Here is a 14,647-nt window from a genome sequence, read left to right as displayed (position 1 = left end):
CGCTATGCGCGCGCCTCCCCGCGAGGAGGGGATTTTTGGCCCCATGGTTTCGGCTGCTGCATAATCCATGAAAGCCGGAAAGAGCCTCGTCCTCCTCGGCCGCTTCGGCGCGCCCCATGGCGTGCGCGGCGAAATTCGACTGCAGAGTTTCACGGCCGACCCTCTGGCGATCGCCGATTACGGCCCGCTCAGCGACAAGAGCGGCGCGAGAAGCTTCACCCTTCTCTCCGTCCGCCCCCAGGGCAAGGACATGCTGGTCGCCCGCGTCGAGGGCGTCGGCGACCGCGCGGGCGCCGAACGGCTCACCGGCGCCGAACTCTTTATCGCGCGCGAAAAGCTGCCCGCCCCCGAGGACGAGGACGAATTCTATCTCGCCGATCTCGTCGGCCTGCGCGCCGAGACGCGCTCGGGCGAGGAACTCGGCGTGATTGTCGCGGTGCGCAATTTCGGCGCGGGCGACATTCTCGAAGTCGCGCCCAAGGCCGGCGGCGAGACGCTGCTCTTCCCCTTCACCAAGGCGATTGCGCCGATCGTCAGCGTCGCCGAAGGCCGCGTCGTGATCGAGCCGCCGGCGGAGGTCGAAGGCGAAACGCAGGAGCCGTAAGGGCTAGCGGCGCGCAGCGGCCGCATGCCATAAGCGCCCCATGTGGCGCGCGACGATCCTTACGCTTTTTCCCGAAATGTTTCCGGGGCCACTCGGCCTGTCGCTCGCCGGCGACGCGCTGGCGCGCGGCGTCTGGGCGCTGGAGACGCGCCAGATTCGCGAACACGGGATCGGCCGCCATCGCGCCGTCGACGATACGCCGGCGGGCGGCGGCCCCGGCATGGTGATGCGCGCCGACGTGCTGGCGGCGGCGATCGACGCGGCGGCCGATGAAAACGACCCCCGCCCGCGCCTGCTGATGAGCCCGCGCGGCCGCCCCCTCACCCAGGCGCGCGTGCGCGAGCTCGCGCAGGGGCCGGGCGCGGTCATTCTCTGCGCGCGGTTCGAGGGCGTCGACGAGCGCATCATCGCCGCGCGTGGGCTCGAGGAAATCTCGATTGGCGATTACATCCTCTCGGGGGGCGAAGTCGCGGCGTTCGCCTTGATGGACGCCTGCGTGCGGCTGCTGCCGGGCGTCATGGGCGAGGAGCTGTCGGGGGAAGAGGAAAGTTTCGAGACGGGCCTGCTCGAATATCCGCATTACACGCGCCCGCGCGACTTCGAGGGGCGACCCATCCCGGAAATCCTGCTGTCGGGAGATCACGCCAAAATCGCCAAATGGCGCCATGAGCAGGCGCTGGCGCTGACCCGCGCGAGGCGGCCGGACCTTCTGGCGCGCGGGAAAGAATAATGACTTTCCCGCAGATGGCCGCGACATGCGCGGCCATGACGTCGCGGGAGTTTTAACCCGCGGGCTTCAGCGCCAGCGCCTTCTCGATCTCGGGAAGGGGATGCTTGGTCAGATCCTTGTCGAGCTCGCCGGCGACTTTGCCCTGCGCCTTCACGGAGAGATCCTTGCGGATTTCGCCGAGCGTCTTGGGCGGCGCGACGATGACGATTTCCTTCAGCTCGCCGCTTTCCGCCGCGGCGTTGATGCGGTCGGCCATGGCGCGGGCGAAGCGCTCTTCCTCGAGCTCGTGCCAGTCGACATTGCCCATGGCGCTGCGGGCGTGCGAACCGGCCGATGCGAAGGCGCGGCCCGGCGCGTCCGACCCCTGGTCGCGCGTCGCGGGATTCTGGTCGATCCGGGTCTCGAGGACGCGCAGGTCGAGGAGTTGAGCGTCGCCGTGATTTTGAAAGAACAACGCCCGCCGACCGTCGCCGACGAGCACCCACGCCCCATTGTGCACTGCAATCGCGCTCATACCGTCCCTCGTGAAGATAACTGACGCCTGTGCATTTGGCCGTTGGACGAGGGGAGAGCAAGCTTGGCCGGGCGCGTCGCATCGACGCGCGTCCGACAGGAAGGCCCGCGGTCAGGCCGCGAGCTTTTCGCGATTCGCGCGGCTCTGCTGCATCTGTTCGACGACGCCGATGAGTTCGCTCGCGGCGCCGGCGACGGCAGACGTCGCATGCACGCGTCGGCTGATGCGCGCCTCGTTGAAGGCGTAAACGAGGTAGCACACGGCGGCGATGAAGAAGAGCGCCGTGAACGGCTCGCCATTGCCGAGGACGGACAGGTCGGGCGCACATTCATTGGCGTATTCACAGGCGTCCGACCAGTCCTGGAGATACTGTCTGACCGATTCCATCATGGTGACCTCCTTGCCCGTCCAACATAGGGCCGGAAAAAGCTTTCCGGTTCGTGGACGGGCTTTTAGCGCATGTCCGCCGCGCTGTTTGTGCGCTGCAACATATACTGCGCTTCAAAGCTTTCGCCAGTCTAAAATCAATCTTGGCCTCTGAAACTATCCCAATGATTACAACGGTCCGCGCTATATTGACGCACTGCAAAAGCATTGAGCAGACCGCGCAAAAATCAGTCGGAAGTCTGTCGGTTTTCAAACAGAAATGGGGGCCTCGCGAGGGCCCCCTTCTCCGCCTCGCCTTCGGCGAGACGCGAAATCCTCTCCCTCCCCCCTTGCGGGGAAGGGGCTCTGGACGCGCCGGGTGAAGCGGCGTGGCGTCGTTAGCCCTCCAGCAGTCGCCGTGCGATGACCTGCGCCTGGATTTCCGCCGCGCCCTCGAAAATATTGAGGATGCGGGCGTCGCAGAGGACGCGGGAGACCGGATATTCGAGCGCGAAGCCGTTGCCGCCGTGAATCTGCAGGGCGTTGTCGGCCGCCGCCCAGGCGACGCGGGCGCCCAGAAGCTTCGCCATGCCGGCCTCGAGGTCGCAGCGCTTGCCTTCGTCCTTCTCGCGGGCGGCGAAATAGGTGATCTGGCGGGCGACGTGGATCTCGACCGCCATGGCGACGATCTTGTTGAAGACGCGCGGGAAGGCGAACAGCGGCTTGCCGAACTGAATGCGCTCCTTGGCGTATTTCAGGCCGAGATCGAGCGCGCATTGGGCGACGCCGAGCGCGCGCGCCGCGGTCTGGATGCGGGCCGACTCGAAGGTCTCCATGAGCTGCTTGAAGCCCTTGCCCTCCTCGCCGCCGAGCAGGTTTTCGGCCGGCACTTCGAAATTGTCGAAGCCGATCTCGAACTCCTTCATGCCGCGATAGCCCAGAACCTCGATCTCGCCGCCGGTCATGCCCTGGGCCGGGAAGGGATTCTCATCCGTGCCGCGCGGCTTTTCCGCGATGAACATGGACAGGCCCTTGTAGCCCTTCTCGTTCGGATTGGTGCGCGTCAGCAGCGTCATGACGTCGGCGCGGACCGGATGGGTGATCCAGGTCTTGTTGCCGGTGACCTTGTAGACGTCGCCTTCGCGCACCGCGCGGGTGCGCAGGCCGGCGAGATCGGAGCCGTTGTTCGGCTCGGTGAAGACCGCCGTGGGGAGAATTTCGCCGCTGGCGATCTTGGGCAGATATTTGTTCTTCTGCGCCTCGGTGCCGCCGACGAGGATGAGCTCCCCGGCGATCTCCGAGCGGGTGCCGAGCGAGCCGACGCCGATATAGGCGCGCGACAGCTCCTCGGAGACGACGCACATGGCGATCTTGCCCATGCCCGAGCCGCCGTATTCCTCCGGAATGGTGAGGCCGAAGACGCCCAGTTCGGCGAGGCCGGAGATGACGTCGAGCGGAATATAGGCGTTCCTGGCGTGCCACTCCTGCGCATACGGCACGACATGGTCGGCGGCGAATTTGCGCATCTCGCTGCGAATCGCCTCGAGCGTCTCGTCGAGGCCGGACGCGCCGATGGTCTCGGCGGCCGCGTGATGGTCGATCAGCTCGGCGAGGCGCGCGCGGTTCGCGGGCGTATTGCCGGAGAGGATCAGTCGGTCGACCGAGGCCGGCCGCTTGGCGGCGATCTGCTGGGCGGAAAGGCCGAAATCCGAGAGGCGGACGAATTCGCCCTGGCTCATCGGAATGCCGCCATAGACCTGGGCGAGCAGTTCGGCGAAGCCGATCTGGTTCAAGAGCTCCTCGGTCTCGCCATAGGCGCCTTCGGCCTGGAGGCGCTCGGCGTAATGGATCAACTCTTTCAGACCCTGCACATAGGTCGCGAGCCAGGCGAGGCCGTGGGCGGCGTGCTGGTCGGCCTCGAAAAGATCGTTGGCGATCTTGCCGTCGCGCGAGACCCGGGCGCGGACGCTCGCGAGCCCCTCATTGTAGAGCGCCTCGACGGCCCCCTGCGCCTCCTTGGCGTCGGCGAGCCAGGTGGCGGGTTCGATTTTCAACGCGACGGCTGCGGTCATGGACTTTCCTACCCGTGAAAGAGGCCCGTTGCAGGGCTGTCAGCAAATTTGCGCCTTTCATGCCGTCATTTCGCCTGCGACGCAACAGCGCCGCCCTGCGCCCCAAGAGCGCGGGCGCGACGGGGTCGCGTCACCCGGCTTCAGGGCGCGACGCGCCGGAAACCGCGCCAGGCGAAGAGGGCGAGAAGCAAGGTCGGAAGCCCCATGCCGAGAAGCGCCGCCGTGACGCCCCCCTCAGCCTCGCCGTCCGCCGCGAAGCGCGGCAAGGAATCGTAATCCTGAGCCGTCATCGCCTGCCCAGCCTTGGCGCGGGAGAGGAAGAAGGCCCGCCAATCGAGGTGGAAGGCGCCCAAGCGATCCTGAAAATCCCGGTAGCGCGCTTCGCCCGTTCCGGCGACGTCGGCAAGCGCCGCATAGGCGAGCATTGTCGGGGAAAGGTAGCTCAGGCGGTCCACGAGAGCGCGTTGGCGACCGAGCGCCGCGTCATGGGCGGCGATGACGCCTTCGACGCGTTCGAAGGCGGCTTCCTGGGTCGCGATCCGGCGCAACGTCCCCTCCCGCGGCCCGCCGCGCGGCGCGCTTCCATGCTCCTCGACATAGCGGGCGAGCATGGCGTCGCGGTTCTTGTCGGCGTCGGTCGCGGCGGCGCGGGCGGCGAGCGTCATGTCGATGCGCGAGGGCGCGGGATAGGCGTAGGCCGCCACGCTGTTGATTGCGGCCGGCGCCAGCAGGGCGAGCACGACCCAGGCGCCGACGAGCGTCAGCGCATTGGAGGCGGAGCTTTGGCCGAGCCCATCGACCGCCGCCGCCAGCGCCGCCCAGAACAGCCCATAGACCAGAATGACCGCGGCGAGCCGCATGAAGCCTGTGGACGCGAGCGCGTCCCATCCCGCGAAAAGACCGACCCCCAGCGCGCTCGCCAGAAACATGACGGCGATGGGGGCGACGAGGCGCGCCGCCAATTTTCCGGCAAGGGCCGCGCCGGGGCGACGCGCCGCGGCGAGCGTCATGACGAGCGTGCCCTGTTCGCGCTCGCCCGAGAGCAAATTGAAGGCGAGCGCCAGAATGACGAGCGGATAGACAAGGACGACGATGAAAGCGAGATCCGTCGCGCCGCTCGACAGAAGCGCCGGGTTCTCGATCTCGTCGGCGAAAAGAAAAGCGTCTTTCGAACCGCTCGTCACCTTGATCGCCGACGACATGAGATCGCTCTGGCCGACGGCGACGAGCGCGAGCGGCTGCGGGGCGAGCGCCGCGACGCTCGCGGCCGGCCCGGCGCCCATGAAGGCGGCGTTGCGCGGGTCGCGATAGGGCGGCGGCTCCTGCTGCGCGGCGCCGCTTTCGAGCGTGAGGAGCGTCTTCTTCAGGCCGTCGATCCGCTGCGCCTCATCGGCGCGCGCGGCGGCGACGATCTCCTGCTGCGTAGCGACGCGCGTCGCGCCGGCGTAAAGCGCAAAAAGCGCGGCGGCGGCGAGCGCGACGAGCGCCACCCCTACGGCGCGCGCGCGGCTGAGGATCAGCGCCTCGGCGCGCAGCCCGGCGAGAAAGCTCGTCATAGCGGCCTCAGGCGGCGAACCGCGACGCGTGCGAAAACCGCGGTGAGCGCCAGCCAGCCGAGCAGCCCCGCGATGGCCTCGCGCGCGCCGGCAAGCGCAAAGCCGGCCTTGGGCGACGAATAGGAAAAGGCGGCGATGCGCCGCCACAGCTCCGGACCCGCGACGTAGCTCTCGTCGCGCTGGAAGTGGATGATGTTGTCGCTGACCTCGTTCTGGATCAGCCGGCGATGCGCCTCGGCGGCGGTCGCGAAATCGAATTGCGCGAGGCTGTCCGCGCCGGCGAGCGCCATGGAGAACGGCTGCATCGCCAGAAGCGGGAAGACGAAGCCCGCCGCCGTCCGCAGCGCGTCCTGGCGGTCGAACGCCGCCTGCAGCGCGCCGAAATGCTTGTCGTAGATCGCGTAGCCGTTTTCGTCGTCGCGGCGCAGCGTCAGGCCGCGAAAGCTTACCGGCAGATCCTCGACGCGCGAGACGCCGTATTTCTTGAGCGTCTCGTCGCGAAAGGCGACGAAGGCGGGATGCGTCTCGTCATGGCCGAAGGTTTTCGCCTTGTCCCTGGCGATGGCTGCGCGGAATTCCTGCGCGCTCGGCGTCGGCGCCAGAGCGCGCGCGAGATCGGCCGAAAGGCGCGGCGCGACGAAGGCGTTGACGAGCCAGAAAGCGAGCAGCGCGACGAGCGCCGCGCGGCTGTCGCGGGCGAGCGCCGAGACCCCGAGCGCGAGAAAGGCGAAACCCGCCAGATAGACGCCATAGCCGAGCGTCAATACGGCGAGGCGCAGGAACTGGTCGGCGAGAGAGAGTTTCGACGGATCGGTGAGCAGCGCGACCGCGACAAAGGCGCAGATAAACGCCGGGGCGAGCAGCGCGGCCGCCGCGCCGAAGAGCGCCAGCGCCTTGCCGGCGAGAAGATCGCCCGGCCGCGCGCCGAGGCTCAGAAGCTGTTTCAGCGCGCCGCTTTCGCGCTCGCCGGCAAAGCTCGCGAAGCCCGTCAGCAACACGACGAGCGGCGCGATGACCTGCAGGATGAAGGCAAGCGACAAGCCGCCGAGCCGGGCGGCCGTCCCGCCGTCGCGCGCCGGGCGGAACTGCGCCTCGTTCTGCTTATGCGCCTCGAGCCACACCGCCGTCCCGACATAAGGATCGACGCCGGGGTCGGCGAGCGCGAGCGGGCTTTCCGGCTTGAACGCGTATTGGCCGAAATGGGCGGCCGCGTGCGGGTTCTTGGCGCCCTGGCTGGTCCAGAGCTCGCGATCGGCTTCGGCCGCGGCCGCGCGCTCGCGGGAAAGACGCGCATTCTCCGCCGCCCCGAAGCCGAGCGCCGCGAGCATCAAGAGCGCGGCGAAAGCGAACAGCGCGACCAGCCGGCGGTCACGCCGCATCTCCAGCCATTCCTTGGCGGCGACGGCGCGGATGACCTTGAAGCGCCCGGGCGCACGGGCCGAGGCGGCGGCGGGAGAGAGCGCCACATCGCTCACGCCGCGCCTCCCGAAGCGACAATGTCGAGATAGGCGCGTTCGAGCCCGAGATGATCGACGTCCTCGGCCCCGAACACGCGCGCGAGCCGCCCCTGCGCCATGACGCCGATGCGCCCGCCGCATTGCTTGGCGAGGAAGAGATCGTGGGTGACCATCAGCACCGCGAGCCCCTCGCGGCGCAGCCGCTCGATCAGCTTGGCGAATTCATTCGCCGCCAGAGGGTCGAGCCCCGAGGTCGGTTCGTCCAGCACCAGCGCCTGCGCGCGCCGCGCCAGCGCGATGGCGACGCCGACCTTCTGGCGCATGCCCTTGGAATAGGCGCGCACCGGCCGCGTCGCGGCCTCCTCGGGGAGGCCGGCGGCGAGCAGCAGCGGGAGAAACTCGGAACGCGGCGTCGCGGCGCCCGAGACCTCGACGAAGTAGCCAAGATTTTCGAGCCCCGTGAGCGCGCCATAGAGCGTGACCGTCTCGGGGATATAGGCGAGCCGCGCCCGCGCGCCGAGCGGGTCTTTCGCGGCGTCGACGCCACAGACCAGCGCCTGCCCCTCCGTCGGGGCGAGAAAACCGAGGAAGAGATTGACCGTCGTCGTTTTCCCGGCCCCATTGGGGCCGAGCAGGCAAAAGACCTCCCCGGCCGGAACGGTCAGATCGAGCCGATCGAGCGCCAGCGCCCCGGCGCCCTCATATCGCTTGGTGAGACCCCGCGCTTCGAGCATGCGTCTTCCTCATTCAGCGGCCGGCGTGGCGGCGGGCGCGAGTTCGGCCGTGCGCGCGGGAGGCGCGAGGAAGGCGGACGGGTTATTGGGCCGCCCTTCTCCGGCGACCGGCGACGCGGAATGGGGCGGGGTTTTCCATTCGAAGGCGTCGAGACGTCCGGTCGTCGGCGAAATGGGCAGCCAGTGTCGGGAGACGACGCCATCGGCGATCCAGGCCGGATCGCGCGGGGCGCGCGAGCCGCGGGCGAGCCACTCGCGCACCGGCCCGCTCGGGCCGTTTTCGGCGTCCTCGATTTCCGCCATCAGCAGACAGGTATGGGCCGTCGGATGCCGGCCCTCGGCGATGAGCGGTTTAAGCGCCTCGCGCGCCTTGGCGAAGTCCCGGCCCGCCAGCGCCGCCTGGGCGAGCGCATGCCGTCCTTCGGGCGCCTGCGGCGCGAGTTTGACGAGCTTCTCCACCCGTGCGGCGCGCTGACTGTTCGACTCGCCCGGCAGCGCCTCGGCGTAGACTTCGGCGAGATCGGGATGGGGCGCGCTCGCAAAGACGCCTTCGACGAGCTTGATCGCCTGCTTCTGATCGCCATGGCGGATCAGGACGCGCGCGGCGGTGACCGCGGCGGGAACAAACCCCGGCCGGCGCTTGAGGGCCTGGCGGGCGAGATGGAGGGCGTCATGCGGATGCTCGCCCTCGCGCGCCATGGCCATGGCGGTCTCGATCACGGCGCGGTAGCGCTGCGCCGTGGGAAGGTCGATCGCCTTGGCCGTGACGCTTTTTTCGAGCGCCTCGCGCGCCTTTTCCCAGTCTCCGGTCGCCGCGAGATGTTCGAGAACGGCGGCGCCGGCCCAGGGCAGCGGCGCGATCGCCTGCGCCGCGGCGGCGAAATGATGCGCGGCGTCGGCGTCCTCGCGGCGCTTCGCCTCCACATGCAGCCCGCGCAGGCCGAGAAGCTTGGTCTCGGGCTTCAGGGTCATCTTGTGAAAGGCCTTGGCCGAGGCGTTGGGGTCGCCCGAAAGCTGCGCCGCCTGCGCGACCAGAAGCTGCGTCAGCGGCTCCTCGGGGAGAAGCTTCTCGGCGAGCTGCGCGGCCTTGCGGGCGCGCGCCACGTCGCCCGCGCCGACCGCGACGAGCCCCTGCGAGAGCACGTCGAGCCCGCGCGCCTTGCGCCGCTCACGCGAGCCGCCGCTGATGCGGCCCGGCAGGCGCACGAGGGCGACGAGGATCGCCCAGACCAGGATGGTCGCGGCGATCAGCAGCAGCAGGCCGGCCACGGCGACGGGGATCGACGTTTCGATATGGCGGCCGGCGAACTCCAGCGTCAGCGAGCCCGGCTGCTCGATCAGCCATTCGACGCCATAGGCGGCGACGGCGAGCGCGATCAGGAAAAAGAACAGGAAAAGCATCAGGGCGGCTCCCGCTTATTTCTTGCCGAGCGCGGCGATCGCGCCGTGCAGCAGTTCATCCGCGGCGCGCGCCGCCTCGGCCCTCTGGCGCAGCGTCGCGCCGAATTCTTTCGATTCGGCCCGCGCCGCCTCGGGCAGACTGTCATAGAGGCTCAAGGCCGCGGCGAAATCATTGTGGGTGAGCGCGGCTTCGATGCGATGGAGCTTGCCGTCCAGGCTTTCCGGCTCCGCCTCGCCCGTCGGGCGAACTTTCACGAGCTTGCTGGCGCCCTGCAGAAGATGATCGGTCAGCGCGCCGCTGTCCTGGCCGTGGCTTTCATGCGCCCTGAGAGCCTTGGCGACCGGCAGGAAGGCCTCGCGCAGCTGTGCGCCGGTCGGCGCGCCTTTCTCGGCCAGGTCGATCAGGGCGGGCGACGGGGCCGGCTCTGCGCCCAGGCGCGAAAAGGCGGCGATCTCGTCGGCGAACGGCCGGCCGGCCTCGAGGTCGCGTTGCAGCGCAAAGGCCAGAACCACCGACGCGCCAGACGTATCGGCGGCGGCGGGCGCGGGAGCGGGCGCAGGAGCGGGCTTGGGCGCCTCGGCCTCGGGCGCGGCGCGGGTCTCGTTCTTCGGCGCGTCGAGCCTGTCGCGCAGCGCCTTCACCTCGTCGCTCAAGGCGTCGATGCGGCCTTCGAGGGCGGATATGAGATCGCGGTCCGAAAAGCCGTCGGCGTCCACGCCCGCGGCTTTGGCGACGGGCGCCGCCGCGGCGACGGGCGCAGGCTCCATGGGCTTCGCCTCCGCCGACCGGGATTCGATCGGCGCGGCCTCGATCGGCTTTGGCTCCAGCGGCTTGGCCTCGGGAGGACGGGCGTCGATCTTTTTGGCGTCGGCAGCCGCGCTTTCCGCCGGCTTCTCGACGGGCTTGACGTCGGCCGGGGGGGCCTCGATCGGCTTGGCGGCTTCAGGAGCGACCGCGTCCGGGCGCGGCTCGGCGGCGGGGAGCGCGGCTTCGGGGGCCTTTTCCGGCGCCGCCGCGGCGGGACCGGGCGGCTCCGGGGCGGCGAGCGGGGCCTTGTCGAGACGCGCCCGCGCGCCGCTCTGCTCGGCGTCGGGCTTCGCCGTCTCGCCGGTCAATTCGGCGACGAGCGCCTGCCCCTTGTCGAGGAGGGCGCGGGCCTCGCTCACGCCCTCGTCCACATAAGCGGCGGCGACGCCGAGGCGCGGGTCCGCGTCCCTGAACGTCAGCGCCGCATAGCCGGCGGCGCCGGCGAGGGCGAGGAGGGCGAGGGCGGCGACGACGAGCTTGGAGACGAGCCCCCCCTTGCGCGGCGCGGGCTTCGCGGGAGCCACGGCGGCGGCCGCTTTGGGCGCCGGCGCGCTTGGGGCTTTCGGGCCCTCCGGCTTGGACGCTTGATCGGTCTTCTCGTTTCCAGGGGCCGCCATGCTTGCCCTCCTCGCTATCTCATCCGCTCGCAGCGCAGGTATAAAGGAGGCGGCCTGCTCGCGAAACAGGCTTTCCGCCGTTTCGCTAGCCGGCGGCTTCCATGAGCGCGAGCGTGCGGCGGGCGATGTCGAGATGGAGCCGTTCGACCATCTTGCCGTCGATCTGCGCCACGCCCTTTTCGAGATTTTCGGGCTCCTCGAAGATGGCGAGAATTCGGCGGGCGAACTCCACTTCCTCGGCGGAGGGCGCGAAGATCTCGTTGACCGGGGCGATCTGGTTCGGGTGGATGAGCATCTTGCCGTCGAAGCCCATGTCGCGGCCCTGTTCCGCCTCGCGGCGCAGGCAGGCCTCGTCGTTGAAGTCGTTGTAGATGCCGTCGATGATCTCGATGTCGTGCACGCGCGCGGCGAGCACGCCGGCCGAGAGCCAGGGAAGGAGCGCCGGACGGCCGGGCGTGAGGCGCGCGCGGGTCGATTTGGCGATGTCGTTAGGCCCCAGCACCAGCGCTTCGAGGCGCGAGGCCGGATCGTCGGCGGCGCTCGCGATCTTCTCGATGTCGAAGATCGCCCGGGGCGTCTCGATCATCGCCCAGAGCTTTGTCTTGAAGGGCGCCCCCGCCGCGACGATGTCGGCCGCGGCCTTGAGGATGTCGTCGCGGGAGTTCACCTTGGGGATGACGATGGCGTCCGGTCCGGTGGGCGCGATCGCGGCGATATCGGGCTTGTACCATTCGGAGCCGCGCGCATTGACGCGCACGACGATCTGGCGGTCGCCGTAGCCGCCGCCCTTCACCGCCTCGGCGACCTGCGCCCGCGCCGTCTCCTTGGCCGCCTCGGCCACCCCGTCTTCGAGCTCGAACATCAGAACGTCGGCCTTGAGGGTCTTGCCCTTTTCCAGCGCGCGGGCGTTGGAGCCCGGCATGGCCAGCACGCTACGCTTCAGTTTGGAAATCATGTTTTGCTCGCTCGAAGGTATCGAAAGGGTGATCTTTCTCTTGCCGCGCCGGCTCTCCTACACAATAAGAGGCGTCTACGCCATCCGCCTCCGGGCGCGGCGGCCCCGGTGACCCCCTTTCCGGAACGGCACGAGATGCAACCCGACGACAAAGCGGCGCTCGATAGCAGCTTCCCGCCACACCTTGTGGAGGGCTACGAGGTGTTTCTGGCCGGGCGATTCCGCGCCGAGCAGGCCCGCTTCCGGACGCTCGCGATCAGGGGCCAGAAGCCGACGACCATGGTGATCGGCTGCTGCGACTCGCGCGTCGCGCCCGAGGCGATCTTCGACGCCGGACCCGGCGAGCTCTTCGTGCTGCGCAATGTGGCGGCGCTCGTGCCGCCCTATGAGCCGGACGACCATTTCCACGGCGCCTCCGCCGCGCTCGAATACGCCATCATGGCGCTCGAGGTTCACCACATCGTCGTGCTCGGCCACGGGCAATGCGGCGGCGTGCGCGCCTTCGCCGAGATTTCGGTCAATCCCGACGCCCCGCGTTTGAGCCACAGCGACTTCATCGGCGACTGGATCAAGATGCTGGCGCCGGCGGTCGAGCGTCTCGGCCGCACGCCGGACCCGCACGACCCCGCCTATCTGCAGAAACTCGAATTCGAATCGATCAAGCAGACGCTCGTCCATCTGCGCAGCTTCCCCATGGTGCAAATTCTCGAGCGGCGCGGCTATCTGCATCTTCACGCGGCTTATTTCAGCGTGATGGACGGCCGCCTGCTCGCGCTCCACGAACCCTCGGGCGAATTTCGGCCCGTGGCCGCGAAAGCCCATGCCGCGGCCCTCGAGGAGGCGCGATTTTGATGCAGGCGGCAGCCGCCGCGCGGGCGGCCGGCATTCCGGAAATAAGCGGACTGCGTGACATCGCCGGACGCTACGACGCGATCCTCTGCGACGTCTGGGGCGTCCTCATCGACGGCAAGAAGCATTTTCCCGCCGCCGCCGACGCGCTGCGGCGCTTTCGCGCCGCGGGCGGGCGCGTCCTGCTCGTCACCAACGCTTCGCGCCCCGACGCCGAGGTGCGCCGGCAGCTGCTGGGGCTTGGCCTGCCGGAAGACGCCTTCGACGATCTCGTCTCCGCGGGCGAGCTGACGCTGCGCGAAATGGTCTCACGCAAGGGGCAGGCCTGCTATCACCTGGGGCCGCCGCGCGACAACGGGCTCTTCGAGGAGGCGGGCCGCCGCCTCGGCGCGCCGGTGCGGAAGGTTTCTCCGGAGGAGGCCGATTACGTCGTCTGCACCGGACTCCTGGAGGAGCGCGCCGAAACGCCGCAAGATTACGACGAGCGCCTCGCCGCTTTCAAAGCGCACGATCTCGTCATGCTCTGCGCCAATCCGGACATTGTCGTCGCCATTGGCGACGACCTCGTCTATTGCGCGGGGGCGCTCGCCGAGCGCTACGCCGCGATGGGCGGCAAGGTGCTGATGTTCGGCAAGCCGCATCCGCCGGTCTACGCCGCCGCCCGCGAGCGGCTGGCGCGTCTCGCCGGCCGGCCGGTCGCGGATTCGCGCATTGTCGCCATCGGCGACGGCGCGCTGACCGACCTCGCCGGCGCGGGGCGGGCCGGGCTCGACTGCGTCTTCATCACCGACGGCGTGCATGGCGAGGAGCTGCGCCCGAGCGGAGAGCAGGTCGACCCGTCGGCGCTCGAACGCCTCATCGCGGCGGCGGGCGCGCGTCCCGTCGCTTTGGCCCGCGCGGTTTTCTGGTAAAAGGGGGCGTCGGGCCCTCTGTCCGTCCAACTCTACAACGATCCGGTGAAACGAAGATGTCGACGCCCTTCAAAATCTATTATTTCGAAGATCTGAGCGTCGGCATGCGCGAAACGCTGATGAAGGCGGTGATGGACGACGACGTGATCGCCTTCGCCGATCTCTCGGGCGACCGCAATCCGATCCATCTCTCCGACCATTTCGCCTCCAAGACGCGCTTCGGCGAGCGCATCGTCCACGGCCTTTACACCGCCTCGCTGATTTCGACGGTCATCGGCATGTATCTGCCCGGTCCGGGCGCCGTCTATTTGTCGCAAACCCTGAATTTCCGCGCGCCGGTCAAGATCGGCGACGTCATCACCGTGGTCGTCGAAGTCGTGGAGCTCGTCGAGAAGGGCCGCCGCGCCAAGCTCAAATGCGAGTGTCTCGTCGACGGCAAGGTCGTGCTCGACGGCGAGGCGCTGGTCATGGTCCCCTCGCGCGAACAGGCCGCCCGCACGGCGCCGCCGGCGGAGAAGCCGGCGACGGCGTGAGGCGGCTTTACTGGGTCAAATGCGCTTCGATGAACCAGAGCGACTTGTCGAGCGCGCGCGAATAATTCGTCAAAATGTCGGCGCTGTCGGCGTCGCCCGCGCCCTCCGCCGTCTCTATTCCCGCGCGCACTGAGTTTGCCGCCCTTCCGTAGCGGTCGGCGAGCGCGCCGAGATGATCTTCCACCGCCACGAGGTCGAGCGGATAGGGGTCGAGATCCGTCGCGTGAGCGACGGCCTGGGTCGAGCCCATTGCGACGCCGCCGAGTTGGACCACGCGCTCGGCCATTGTGTCGACATGGGCGTCGAGCTCGGTGCGGAAGCCGTCGAGCATTTCATGAACGGCGATGAATTGCGGACCGCGCAGATTCCAGTGCGCCTGTTTGGTGGCGAGCGACAGATCGATCGCGTCGGCGAGACGGGCGTTGAGCATGGCGACCACGGCCGTTTTCGAATTCGACGGCAGATCGTTGCGGGTGTTGCGAAGCTTCATGATCTTCCTCGCTGCTCCGGGCTCGTCCCCTAAGCTATGGCGCCCCCCGG

At 68.8% G+C, this 14,647-nt stretch carries 15 protein-coding genes; 5 read left to right on the top strand and 10 right to left on the bottom strand.

What is annotated here, in order from left to right; translation table 11 throughout:
- Nucleotides 1-67: 67 nt before the first annotated feature.
- Both rimM and trmD read left to right on the top strand, forming a co-directional pair.
- On the top strand, nucleotides 68-604 hold the full coding sequence (gene rimM / locus ACETII_RS08650) for a ribosome maturation factor RimM (protein ID WP_472787772.1): 537 nt from the start codon (nucleotides 68-70) through the stop codon (nucleotides 602-604).
- Nucleotides 605-644: 40 nt separating this feature from the next.
- Entirely contained in the window at nucleotides 645-1,334 is a 690-nt protein-coding gene (trmD, locus tag ACETII_RS08645) for a tRNA (guanosine(37)-N1)-methyltransferase TrmD (protein WP_472787771.1), read from the top strand.
- Nucleotides 1,335-1,386: 52 nt separating this feature from the next.
- On the opposite strand, the gene ACETII_RS08640 is transcribed toward trmD, so the two are convergent.
- From ACETII_RS08640 to ACETII_RS08600, 9 genes are all read right to left on the bottom strand, one after another.
- Nucleotides 1,387-1,848, bottom strand: a complete 462-nt coding sequence (locus tag ACETII_RS08640) for a host attachment family protein (RefSeq protein WP_363350643.1) — start codon at nucleotides 1,846-1,848, stop codon at nucleotides 1,387-1,389.
- Between the two features lie 111 nt (nucleotides 1,849-1,959).
- Nucleotides 1,960-2,238, bottom strand: a complete 279-nt coding sequence (locus ACETII_RS08635; protein WP_472787770.1) for a hypothetical protein — start codon at nucleotides 2,236-2,238, stop codon at nucleotides 1,960-1,962.
- 374 nt (nucleotides 2,239-2,612) lie between these two features.
- The gene (locus tag ACETII_RS08630) at nucleotides 2,613-4,286 is read right to left on the bottom strand and encodes an acyl-CoA dehydrogenase family protein (RefSeq protein WP_472787769.1); all 1,674 of its coding nucleotides are present in this window, start codon (nucleotides 4,284-4,286) and stop codon (nucleotides 2,613-2,615) included.
- Between the two features lie 140 nt (nucleotides 4,287-4,426).
- Complete coding sequence (locus ACETII_RS08625) at nucleotides 4,427-5,842, bottom strand: DUF3526 domain-containing protein (RefSeq protein ID WP_472787768.1); 1,416 nt, start codon at nucleotides 5,840-5,842, stop codon at nucleotides 4,427-4,429.
- Entirely contained in the window at nucleotides 5,839-7,317 is a 1,479-nt protein-coding gene (locus ACETII_RS08620; protein ID WP_472787767.1) for an ABC transporter permease subunit, read from the bottom strand. The genes ACETII_RS08625 and ACETII_RS08620 overlap by 4 nt, the downstream gene beginning before the upstream one ends.
- Nucleotides 7,314-8,033, bottom strand: a complete 720-nt coding sequence (locus tag ACETII_RS08615) for an ABC transporter ATP-binding protein (RefSeq protein WP_472787766.1) — start codon at nucleotides 8,031-8,033, stop codon at nucleotides 7,314-7,316. Before ACETII_RS08615 ends, ACETII_RS08620 begins: the two co-directional genes overlap by 4 nt.
- Before the next feature lie 9 nt (nucleotides 8,034-8,042).
- Nucleotides 8,043-9,434 carry a heme biosynthesis HemY N-terminal domain-containing protein gene (locus ACETII_RS08610; RefSeq protein WP_472787765.1) on the bottom strand — a complete coding sequence of 464 codons (1,392 nt, stop codon included), beginning with the start codon at nucleotides 9,432-9,434 and terminating at the stop codon, nucleotides 8,043-8,045.
- 15 nt (nucleotides 9,435-9,449) lie between these two features.
- On the bottom strand, nucleotides 9,450-10,859 hold the full coding sequence (locus ACETII_RS08605) for a COG4223 family protein (protein WP_472787764.1): 1,410 nt from the start codon (nucleotides 10,857-10,859) through the stop codon (nucleotides 9,450-9,452).
- An 85-nt stretch (nucleotides 10,860-10,944) separates the two neighbouring features.
- Nucleotides 10,945-11,814 carry an HpcH/HpaI aldolase/citrate lyase family protein gene (locus ACETII_RS08600; RefSeq protein WP_472787763.1) on the bottom strand — a complete coding sequence of 290 codons (870 nt, stop codon included), beginning with the start codon at nucleotides 11,812-11,814 and terminating at the stop codon, nucleotides 10,945-10,947.
- A 135-nt stretch (nucleotides 11,815-11,949) separates the two neighbouring features.
- Between ACETII_RS08600 and ACETII_RS08595 the strand changes: the two genes are divergently transcribed.
- From ACETII_RS08595 to ACETII_RS08585, 3 genes are read left to right on the top strand one after another with little or no spacing between them, the layout of a single operon-like run.
- Nucleotides 11,950-12,666, top strand: coding sequence for a carbonic anhydrase (locus ACETII_RS08595; RefSeq protein ID WP_472787762.1), 717 nt, complete (start codon nucleotides 11,950-11,952; stop codon nucleotides 12,664-12,666).
- On the top strand, nucleotides 12,666-13,574 hold the full coding sequence (locus ACETII_RS08590) for a TIGR01459 family HAD-type hydrolase (RefSeq protein ID WP_472787761.1): 909 nt from the start codon (nucleotides 12,666-12,668) through the stop codon (nucleotides 13,572-13,574). Before ACETII_RS08595 ends, ACETII_RS08590 begins: the two co-directional genes overlap by 1 nt.
- A 56-nt stretch (nucleotides 13,575-13,630) precedes the next feature.
- Entirely contained in the window at nucleotides 13,631-14,107 is a 477-nt protein-coding gene (locus tag ACETII_RS08585; RefSeq protein WP_363350622.1) for a MaoC family dehydratase, read from the top strand.
- 7 nt (nucleotides 14,108-14,114) lie between these two features.
- Here ACETII_RS08585 and dps read toward each other — a convergent pair whose 3' ends face one another.
- Nucleotides 14,115-14,597: a DNA starvation/stationary phase protection protein Dps gene (gene dps, locus ACETII_RS08580; protein WP_472787760.1), complete on the bottom strand. Its 483-nt coding sequence runs from the start codon at nucleotides 14,595-14,597 to the stop codon at nucleotides 14,115-14,117.
- Nucleotides 14,598-14,647 lie beyond the last annotated feature (50 nt).

The sequence above is a fragment of the Methylocystis sp. NC52PC genome (assembly GCF_055698645.1).
The sequence above is the reverse complement of the archived record's forward strand: the minus strand, read 5'-3'. Positions and strand labels throughout refer to the sequence as shown.

Excerpts from the sequence above, each read along its gene's own strand:
- ACETII_RS08605 (WP_472787764.1), bottom strand. The coding sequence starts at position 10,859 with ATGGCGGCCCCTGGAAACGAGAAGACCGATCAAGCGTCCAAGCCGGAG.
- ACETII_RS08625 (WP_472787768.1), bottom strand. The coding sequence starts at position 5,842 with ATGACGAGCTTTCTCGCCGGGCTGCGCGCCGAGGCGCTGATCCTCAGC.
- dps (WP_472787760.1), bottom strand. The coding sequence starts at position 14,597 with ATGAAGCTTCGCAACACCCGCAACGATCTGCCGTCGAATTCGAAAACG.
- ACETII_RS08600 (WP_472787763.1), bottom strand. The coding sequence starts at position 11,814 with ATGATTTCCAAACTGAAGCGTAGCGTGCTGGCCATGCCGGGCTCCAAC.
- ACETII_RS08585 (WP_363350622.1), top strand. The coding sequence starts at position 13,631 with ATGTCGACGCCCTTCAAAATCTATTATTTCGAAGATCTGAGCGTCGGC.
- ACETII_RS08635 (WP_472787770.1), bottom strand. The coding sequence starts at position 2,238 with ATGATGGAATCGGTCAGACAGTATCTCCAGGACTGGTCGGACGCCTGT.
- ACETII_RS08590 (WP_472787761.1), top strand. The coding sequence starts at position 12,666 with ATGCAGGCGGCAGCCGCCGCGCGGGCGGCCGGCATTCCGGAAATAAGC.
- trmD (WP_472787771.1), top strand. The coding sequence starts at position 645 with ATGTGGCGCGCGACGATCCTTACGCTTTTTCCCGAAATGTTTCCGGGG.
- ACETII_RS08630 (WP_472787769.1), bottom strand. The coding sequence starts at position 4,286 with ATGACCGCAGCCGTCGCGTTGAAAATCGAACCCGCCACCTGGCTCGCC.
- ACETII_RS08640 (WP_363350643.1), bottom strand. The coding sequence starts at position 1,848 with ATGAGCGCGATTGCAGTGCACAATGGGGCGTGGGTGCTCGTCGGCGAC.
- rimM (WP_472787772.1), top strand. The coding sequence starts at position 68 with ATGAAAGCCGGAAAGAGCCTCGTCCTCCTCGGCCGCTTCGGCGCGCCC.
- ACETII_RS08595 (WP_472787762.1), top strand. The coding sequence starts at position 11,950 with ATGCAACCCGACGACAAAGCGGCGCTCGATAGCAGCTTCCCGCCACAC.
- ACETII_RS08610 (WP_472787765.1), bottom strand. The coding sequence starts at position 9,434 with ATGCTTTTCCTGTTCTTTTTCCTGATCGCGCTCGCCGTCGCCGCCTAT.
- ACETII_RS08615 (WP_472787766.1), bottom strand. The coding sequence starts at position 8,033 with ATGCTCGAAGCGCGGGGTCTCACCAAGCGATATGAGGGCGCCGGGGCG.